The organism is Allobosea lathyri, from assembly GCF_900108245.1.
In the GTDB taxonomy this organism is placed as follows: Bacteria; Pseudomonadota; Alphaproteobacteria; order Rhizobiales; family Beijerinckiaceae; genus Allobosea; species Allobosea lathyri.
The window spans coordinates 391170-399699 of the sequence record NZ_FNUY01000005.1 but is presented as its reverse complement, the minus strand read 5'-3'; the positions used below and the strand labels follow the sequence as shown (position 1 = coordinate 399699).

Annotated in this window: 10 protein-coding genes; 7 read left to right on the top strand and 3 right to left on the bottom strand. The window is 64.6% G+C overall.

The genetic code is table 11. The annotated features are described in order from the left end of the window. The 3 genes from C4S73_RS14840 to xth all read left to right on the top strand — a co-directional run. The coding region (locus C4S73_RS14840) for a DNA translocase FtsK (RefSeq protein WP_280177601.1) at positions 1-213 on the top strand (213 nt) is incomplete at its 5' end. Between the two features lie 183 nt (positions 214-396). After that, complete coding sequence (locus tag C4S73_RS14835) at positions 397-1242, top strand: outer membrane lipoprotein carrier protein LolA (protein WP_160115782.1); 846 nt, start codon at positions 397-399, stop codon at positions 1240-1242. A 151-nt stretch (positions 1243-1393) separates the two neighbouring features. Then, a complete protein-coding gene (gene xth, locus C4S73_RS14830; protein WP_103873256.1) occupies positions 1394-2209 on the top strand; it encodes an exodeoxyribonuclease III in 816 nt (271 codons plus the stop codon). Between the two features lie 6 nt (positions 2210-2215). Here the strand turns inward: xth and C4S73_RS14825 are convergent, their stop codons facing one another. After that, entirely contained in the window at positions 2216-2680 is a 465-nt protein-coding gene (locus C4S73_RS14825) for a cyclic nucleotide-binding domain-containing protein (RefSeq protein ID WP_103873255.1), read from the bottom strand. Positions 2681-2685: 5 nt separating this feature from the next. After that, entirely contained in the window at positions 2686-3372 is a 687-nt protein-coding gene (locus tag C4S73_RS14820) for a response regulator transcription factor (RefSeq protein WP_103873254.1), read from the bottom strand. 81 nt (positions 3373-3453) lie between these two features. Here C4S73_RS14820 and C4S73_RS14815 point away from each other — a divergent pair, with 81 nt between their 5' ends. Both C4S73_RS14815 and C4S73_RS14810 read left to right on the top strand, forming a co-directional pair. Beyond that, on the top strand, positions 3454-4023 hold the full coding sequence (locus C4S73_RS14815) for a L,D-transpeptidase family protein (protein WP_244595601.1): 570 nt from the start codon (positions 3454-3456) through the stop codon (positions 4021-4023). 116 nt (positions 4024-4139) lie between these two features. After that, positions 4140-4523, top strand: a complete 384-nt coding sequence (locus C4S73_RS14810; RefSeq protein WP_103873253.1) for a glyoxalase superfamily protein — start codon at positions 4140-4142, stop codon at positions 4521-4523. A 74-nt stretch (positions 4524-4597) separates the two neighbouring features. Here the strand turns inward: C4S73_RS14810 and C4S73_RS14805 are convergent, their stop codons facing one another. Beyond that, positions 4598-5263, bottom strand: coding sequence for a YggS family pyridoxal phosphate-dependent enzyme (locus C4S73_RS14805; RefSeq protein ID WP_103873309.1), 666 nt, complete (start codon positions 5261-5263; stop codon positions 4598-4600). Between the two features lie 95 nt (positions 5264-5358). Between C4S73_RS14805 and leuS the strand changes: the two genes are divergently transcribed. Together leuS and lptE are read left to right on the top strand one after the other, a co-directional pair. Beyond that, positions 5359-7983 carry a leucine--tRNA ligase gene (gene leuS / locus C4S73_RS14800; RefSeq protein ID WP_103873252.1) on the top strand — a complete coding sequence of 875 codons (2625 nt, stop codon included), beginning with the start codon at positions 5359-5361 and terminating at the stop codon, positions 7981-7983. Then, on the top strand, positions 7970-8521 hold the full coding sequence (gene lptE / locus C4S73_RS14795; protein WP_103873251.1) for an LPS assembly lipoprotein LptE: 552 nt from the start codon (positions 7970-7972) through the stop codon (positions 8519-8521). Before leuS ends, lptE begins: the two co-directional genes overlap by 14 nt. Positions 8522-8530 lie beyond the last annotated feature (9 nt).

Here is an 8530-nt window from a genome sequence, read left to right as displayed (position 1 = left end):
AGCGAGGACCCTTACGACCAGGCGGTCGCGGTGGTCCTGCGCGACAAGAAGGCCTCGACCTCCTACATCCAGCGCCGCCTGCAGATCGGCTACAACCGCGCCGCCTCGATCATGGAGCGAATGGAGAACGAGGGCATCGTCGGCCCCGCCAACCACGCCGGCAAGCGCGAGATCCTCGTCGAGACCGGCCGCGCCCGCGAGGATGAGGATTGACGACGACAAGGTCCGGGCGGGTTACGGTCCTCAAATTGCCATGACGCGCGTGCAACCTGCGCGGCATCAGATGCGTTGACTGGCAGCGGGGCCGGCTTGGCCTCGCCAGAAACGTTGCCGCGCGCCAGCAAAGGCGCGATGATTTACGGCCGTACCGGCCCAGAGCAGTGGAGCATAATGCTCATGACGCGCCATTTCCCGATGCGAACCGCGCTTTGCGCCTTGGTCGCAATGGGTTTCGCAGGCTTTGCGGGCTCGCTCGCAGCCCAGCCGCTGCAATTGCAGCCAAGCAAGCCGGCAGCGGCAACCGCCAAACCCCCGGCATCGCGTGGCACGCCGATGCCGCCGATCCGGCCTGCCGGTCTCGGCCTCCCGCGCATAGCCTCGGCAACGCCCGCTGCATCCGCAGCCGCATCTCCGGTTGTCACAGCTGCGGCCGAGCCGACGCGTCTGGCAGCGGCGCCCGCAAAAGCAGCGCCACGATCGGCGGCGCCGCTGACGCGCGAGGACGCCGTCGATCGGCTCAACGCGTATTTCAACGGCTTCTCGACGCTGCAGGGTGATTTCATCCAGTTTGCCGCCGATGGTCGTCGTTTCGAGGGCAAGATCTACATCCAGCGCCCCGGCAAGATGCGCTTCGAATATCGCCCGCCGGTCACCATGGAAGTGATCGCCGACGGCACCTCGGTCGCGATTCGCGACAAGAAGCTGGCGACGCAGGATCTGTATTCCATCGGCCAGACGCCGCTGAAATTCCTCGTCAAGGAGCGCATGGATCTGGCGCGTGACTCCCAGGTGACGGGCGTCAGCACCAAGGGCGACATCCTCTCGGTCAAGATCGAGGACCGTTCGACGCTCGGCGGCACCTCCAAGATCACGTTGAACTATGATCTCGCCGCCAATGAGCTCCGCCAATGGGTGGTCATCGATCCGCAGGGCTACGAAACCTCGGTCTCGCTTTACAACCTCGATACCCAGCGCCGGCCCGACCCGAAGAATTTCGTGATCAACTACGAGCGCGTGCTCTGACATCCGCCACGTCATGCGCGCCCGTATGGCGCGCATTTTGAATCTGGGTTCGGGCAAGGCCGAGCGCGAGGGAACGGGACTGGAATGAGAAGCTTGCTTTTGCGCGCGCCCCGAACCAGTTTCCGGCACCCTTCTCGACCGGAAATCTCGCGTGAAACTCACCGTCACCAGCTGGAACATCAATTCGGTCAGGCTTCGCATCGGCATGGTCGGCGACTTCCTGACAGCGCACGCGCCTGACGTCCTGTGTCTGCAGGAGACCAAGACCCCCGACGAGCAGTTCCCGGCCAAGGCCTTCGACAAGCTCGGATATGTCCATCAGGCTTTCATCGGCCAGAAGGGCTACAATGGCGTCGCCATCCTCTCGAAGCTGCCCTTCAGCGAGAAGGACGCCATGGCGATGTGCGGCAAGAACGACGCCCGCCACATGACCGTAGTGCTGGACAAGGGGGCCGGCGCAGCAGCCGGCATCGCAATCCATAATTTCTACATTCCCGCCGGTGGCGACCTTCCGGATCCGGAAAAGAATGTGAAATTTGCCCACAAGCTGGCCTTTCTCGACGAGATCGGCGCCTGGGGCATCGCCAAGCGCCCGACCGACCGCCCCAGCATCCTGCTCGGCGACCTCAACATCGCGCCCTATGAGCACGACGTCTGGAGCCACAAGCAGCTCCTCAACGTGGTCAGCCACACGCCAATCGAAACGACGACGCTGGAGAAGCTGCGCTCCGAACTCGGCTGGACCGATGCGGCACGCACGCTCAGGCCCGAGCCTGAAAAGCTCTATAGCTGGTGGAGCTATCGCGCCGCCGATTGGGCGATCTCGAACAAGGGCCGTCGGCTCGACCATATCTGGCTCTCCGACGGGCTGAAGCCGGCCTTGCGCGACCTGACCTTCCTGAGCGAAGCCCGCGGCTGGGAGCGCCCTTCCGACCATGTCCCGGTGACGGTGACGCTCGACCTCTGAAGGGCGTCAGTCCCGATCGATCGCGTTCAGCGCGTTCTGCACGGCGGTCAGCTCGCTGACGAAACCGCGCAGGCGCTCGCCGATCGCATCCGCGATGGCCTCCGCCGATGCCGGGAATTCGCCGAGCACGCGGCGCATTACGCTGCGCGACAGCCGCATCACCTGCGTCGGCTCGCGCGCGATCGCCGTGACCGGCCGGCCAATCGAGCTGAACAGCGCCATTTCACCGATCAACGCGCCCGGGCCGAGAATCTCGGCAGCCGGCTGGCCATCGTCCTGGCTCGCCAGCGCGACCGCGCCTGAAACGATCAGAACGGCGCCGTCCGACGGCTCGCCGATGCGAAACAGCACGTCGCCAGCCCGCAGGGAGCGGTTCTCCGCCGCGAAGGCGACGAGCCTCAACGCATCGCGCTCCATCAAGCCCAGCAAGGGCTGTTGGGCCAGGCGGGCAATATCGTCGTCCAGTGCCATCTATATTATGGGTTCAGGCGGTAGCCGCCCGCATCCGTCACGAGGAGCCGCGCATTGCCGGGATCGGGCTCGATCTTCTGGCGCAGCCGGTAGATGTGGGTCTCGAGCGTGTGCGTGGTGACCTGGCTGTTATAGCCCCAGACCTCCTGAAGCAGGATTTCCCGCGCAATCGGCTTGCGGCCCGCCCGATAGAGAAACCGCAGGATCGCCGTCTCCTTTTCCGTCAGCTTGGTCTTGGAGCCCTTTTCGCTCACCAGCAGCTTCGAGCCGGGATGGAACGTGTAGGGTCCGACCTGGAAAACCGCATCTTCGCTGGCCTCATACTGGCGCAGATGCGCCCGGATGCGGGCCAGCAGCACGGCGAACTTGAACGGCTTCACGACATAGTCGTTGGCGCCCGCTTCGAGCCCGAGCACGGTATCGGCATCCGAGCCCTGCCCGGTCAGCATGATGACCGGGCTCTTGAAGCCGTTTTTCCGCATCATCTTGACGGCCTCGCGCCCGTCCATGTCGGGCAGGCCGACATCCATGATGGCAAGGTCGATCCGGTCAGCCTGGACGGCTTTCACGGCAGCCGTCGCCGTTCCCGCCGTCGAGAGCTTGAACTCGTCATAGAGCGCAAGCTGCTCGGCGAGCGCATCACGCAAGGTCTGGTCGTCATCGACCAGAAGAATATGATGAACCGCGGACATGAAAGATCGTTCGAACGAGTGCAATATGGGCACCATGAGCCCGCTGAATCGTGACCGCAAGTCACGCCTGATGGATTCCCCGTGAGAAACCGTGAAACATCGGGCGAAAGCCCAAACAACCGTGGGCCTCGTCGCCTGACCAGATTGCGCGTCTTCGCCTCCGTGCACGACCGCCGCAAGGGCTTTCTCGTCGCAGGCGGAGCGATCTTCCCCTGCGCGCTCGGCCGCTCCGGCATCGGCACGACAAAGCGCGAGGGCGACGGCCGCACGCCGCGCACCGCTCTGCCGCTACGCAGCGTCTTCTTCCGCGAGGACAGGCTGGCCCGTCCGCGCACGCTGCTGCCCCTGCGCAGGATCACCGCACGTGATGCCTGGTGCGACGACGCCTCCGACCGGCGCTACAACCGGCTGATCGACCGTCCGCCGGGCGAGGCCGAGGAGCGCCTGATGCGGGACGACCATCTCTATGACGTCATCGTCGAGCTCGGCTGGAACGACCGGCCCGTGATTCGCGGGCAGGGCAGCGCGATCTTTTGGCACCTTGCGCGCCCAGGCTTCACACCGACCGCCGGCTGCGTCGCGGTCGAGGGCCATGTCTTCGCCAAGGTGCTGCCCCGGCTGGCCCGGCACTGCGCGCTTCTGGTCAGATAGCGCGAACGCGGCTAAAAGCGCCGAGGGCACCGTCTCAACCGTCAGCTCCGGACCGGCCGATCGAATGCGAGGCACCGCCCTTGCGACATTGCGCCGCTCCCAATCGAGACTTCACGATGACAGATTTGGCCGCGACCGGCATTCGCTTCGGGCGAATCGCCGCAATGCTTCCCGTCCGGGATATGGACAGGGCGCATGATTTTTATGCCGGCGCGCTCGGCTTCACCAAAACCTTCGAGAATGGCGACCCGGTCGGCTTCATGATCCTGAAGCGGGACGGCGCGGAACTGCATCTCACGCTGCAGCCCACTCACAAAGCCGCGCCCTTCAACATCGCACATATGATGGTCGAGGACATCGATGCGCTTCATGCAATCATCCGCGAGCGCGGCCTGCGCATCGTCAAAGGCCTGCGCGACAAGGACTATGGCTTGCGCGCCTTCGTCTTCGAGGACCCCGACGGCAACCGCATCGATGTCGGCGAGCCGCTGAAGCGATAATCCTCGAACGCGTCGTCCCGGATCGGCGCGGCTTCGCCACCTATCCGGGATGACGCCTAGTTCCTCGCAAAGAATCAGCTCCGCGCGCCAAAAATCGCGCTGCCGACGCGCACATGCGTCGCACCCAGCTGGATTGCAGCCTCGAAATCGGCGCTCATGCCCATCGACAGGCCACGCAGGCCGTGGCGCGCCGCGATCTTGGCCAGCAGCGCGAAATGCGGCGAGGGCGGCTGATCGGCGGGGGGAATGCACATCAACCCGTCGATCACGAGACCGTGACGCACCCGGCAGAGTTCGAGAAAGGCGTCGATCTCGGCGGGGCTGACGCCACCCTTCTGCGGCTCGTCGCCGGTATTGACCTGGACGAACAGGGTTGGCGCCCGGCCGGTCCGGGCGATCTCGCGCGCCAGTTCCTTTGCCAGGCTCTCGCGATCGAGCGAGTGGATCGCGTCGAACAGCTCGACAGCCTCTCGTGCCTTGTTGGATTGCAGCGGCCCGATCATGTGGACCTGCGCATCGGGAAAGCGCTCGCGCAGGCCCGGCCACTTGGCCTTGGCCTCCTGAACATAGTTTTCGCCGAAAGCGCGCTGCCCGGCCTCGAGCGCCGGCAGAATAACCTCGGCCGGCATCGTCTTCGACACGGCGATCAGGGTCACCGAATCAGGCTCGCGCTCGAAATCGCGTGTCATGCGCGCGATCTCGGCCTGCGTGGCAGCCAAACGCGTAACCGTATCACTCATCGGAAGCCCCTTCATGCCCCGCGCGGCGTTGACCACGCGCTTGCAATGGTGTCCTAGTCCGCCCTCATCCGATCACGCAAGAATTGCCCGTTGCCATGGCCGTTGAACGCTACAATCCCAAGGAATCAGAGCCGAAATGGCGCGGTGTTTGGGAGGAGCGCAAGCTCTTCGAAACCCGCAACGACGACACGCGCCCAACCTACTACGTGCTCGAGATGTTTCCCTACCCGTCGGGCCGCATCCATATGGGCCACGTCCGCAACTATGCGATGGGCGATGTCGTCGCACGCTACAAGCGCGCCAAGGGCTTCTCGGTGCTCCACCCGATGGGTTGGGACGCCTTCGGCCTGCCGGCCGAGAATGCCGCCAAGGCCAACAAGGTTCATCCACGCGAGTGGACCTACGCCAATATCGCGACGATGCGCGCCCAATTGCAATCGATGGGCCTGTCGCTCGACTGGAGCCGCGAGCTCGCCACCTGCGACCCGAGCTACTACCGCCACCAGCAGAAGCTGTTCCTGGACTTCCTCAAGGCCGGGCTGGTCGACCGCAAGACGGCGAAGGTCAACTGGGACCCGGTCGACGAGACCGTGCTGGCCAACGAGCAGGTCATCGATGGGCGCGGCTGGCGCTCTGGCGCGCTGGTCGAGATCCGCGAGCTGACGCAATGGTTCTTCCGAATCACCGATTACGGCCAGGAGCTGCATGACGCGCTCGACGGGCTGAACCGTTGGCCCGAAAAAGTCCGGCTGATGCAGAAGAACTGGATCGGCCGCTCGGAAGGCTTGCTTGTTCGTTTCGCTCTCGAATCGAATGCCTTCGCCCAGAGCGAGGTTGAGGTCTACACCACGCGCCCAGACACGCTGTTCGGAGCCAAATTCGTGGCAGTCGCCCCGGACCACCCGCTTGCGAAGGCTGCTGCCGCAAACAACCCGGCGCTGCAGGCTTTCATCGAGGAGTGCAAGCGCACCGGCACGGCCCAGGAGAATATCGACAAGGCCGAGAAGCTCGGTTTCGATACCGGCATCCGCGCGGTGCATCCGCTTGATCCGTCATGGACTTTGCCGGTCTATGTCGCGAATTTCGTCCTGCTGGAATACGGCACGGGCGCGATTTTCGGCTGCCCGGCGCATGATCAGCGCGACCTCGACTTCGTCAATAAATACGGCCTCGGCAATACGCCTGTGGTTTGCCCCGAGGGCGTCGACCCCGCGACATTCGTGATCACCGACACGGCCTATGTCGATGACGGTCGCATGATCAATTCGCGCTTCCTGGATGGACTGACCATTCCGGAGGCGAAAGAATCAGTCGCCCGCAAGCTGGAAGCCGAAACACGCGGCAACCGGCCTGTCGGGGCGCGCAAGGTCAATTTCCGCCTGCGCGACTGGGGCATCTCGCGCCAGCGCTATTGGGGTTGCCCGATCCCGGTGATCCATTGCGCGGATTGCGGCACCGTGCCGGTTCCGGATGCCGATCTGCCGGTCAAGCTGCCCGACGACGTCTCCTTCGAGCGGCCGGGCAACCCGCTCGACCATCACCCGAGCTGGAAGCATGTCCACTGCCCGCAATGCGGCAAGCCGGCTCGGCGCGAGACCGACACGATGGACACTTTCGTCGATTCGTCCTGGTATTTCGCCCGCTTCACCGACCCATGGCGGACCGAAAGTCCGACCAACCGCCCGGTGGTCGATCGCTTCCTGCCGGTCGACCAGTATATCGGCGGCGTCGAGCACGCGATTCTGCACCTGCTCTATTCGCGCTTCTTCACCCGCGCGATGAAGAAGACCGGCCATGCCGGGCTGGATGAGCCTTTCGCGGGGCTGTTCACCCAGGGCATGGTCGTGCACGAGACCTACCGGGCGGCGGACGGCACCTGGGTCGAGCCCGGCGATGTCCGGATCGAGGCCACCGGCACCGAACGGCTGGGCTTCCATGTCGATACCGGTGCGCCGATCGAGATCGGCTCGATCGAGAAGATGTCGAAGTCGAAGAAGAATGTCGTCGACCCCGACGATATCATCGCCTCCTACGGGGCCGACACCGCGCGCTGGTTCATGCTGTCCGACTCCCCGCCCGACCGGGACGTGATCTGGACCGATGAGGGTGTGCAGGGTGCCGCCCGCTTCGTGCAGCGCCTCTGGCGGCTGGTCGGAGAGATCGCGGAGCGTACCGGCAACAAGGTTGCATCGCCGGAAAACTTCGGCGAAACAGCCCTTGCCTTGCGCAAGGCGAGCCATCGCGCCTTGGAGGCTGTCGGTGCCGATATCGAGCGCCTAGGCTTCAACCGCTGCGTCGCGCATATCTACACTTTGACCAACGCCATCGGCAAAGCGCTGGATGCAGCGGCCGAACATGCCGCGCTCGATGCCGACATGGGCTTTGCGCTCCATGAGGCCGCCACGATCGCAACGCAGCTTGTCGCGCCGATGATGCCCCATCTGGCCGAGGAATGCTGGCAGGCGCTTGCCCTGCCGGGCCTCGCCGGCGAGGCATCCTGGCCCGTCGCGGACGTAGCGCTGCTCAAGGACGACAGCCTTGTCCTCCCCGTGCAGATCAACGGCAAGAAGCGTGCGGAGGTGACCGTGCCCGCCGATGCGGATACGGTGGCGGTCGAAGCGATCGTGCGTGCCAACGAGTCCGTTATCCGGGCTCTCGAAGACCGCCCGATCCGTAAGATCATCGTGGTTCCCGGGAGAATCGTGAATGTCGTTGCCTGAGACCGAGAAGCGTGGCGCTCCGCCGGCTCGCCTTAGCCTGCTCGCAGCCGCGCTGATGTCGGCCGCACTGGCTGGCGGCTGCTTTCAGCCGCTCTATGCCGAGAACACCACCAGCACCATCGGCGGCAGCGTCAAAAACGCCCTGCGGGATGTCGAAATTCCCGAGATCAAGGGCCTGGTCGGGCACTATCTCCGCAATGAGCTGGTCTTCGAGCTCGATGGCGGCGGCGAGCCCGACCGGGCCAAGCGCTTGAAGTTCAACGCGACGATCGCGGAGTCTCTGGAAGTCGTCACCGTCGACTACACCAACGGCCGCGCCGATTCGGCTATTCTTATCGCGACCGCCACATGGACGGTGACGCGCTCAGGCACGGATGAAGTCGTCTCCTCAGGCACCAGCGTCGTACGCGCGCCCTATGAGCGCTCCTCGCAGCGTTTCGCCACGGTGCGCGCAGCGCGGGACGCCCAGGTGCGAGCTGCCAAGAACCTCGCCACAATCATTCGCGGGCAAATGGCAGCCGATCTCGTCGCCGGCTGATCGGACAGG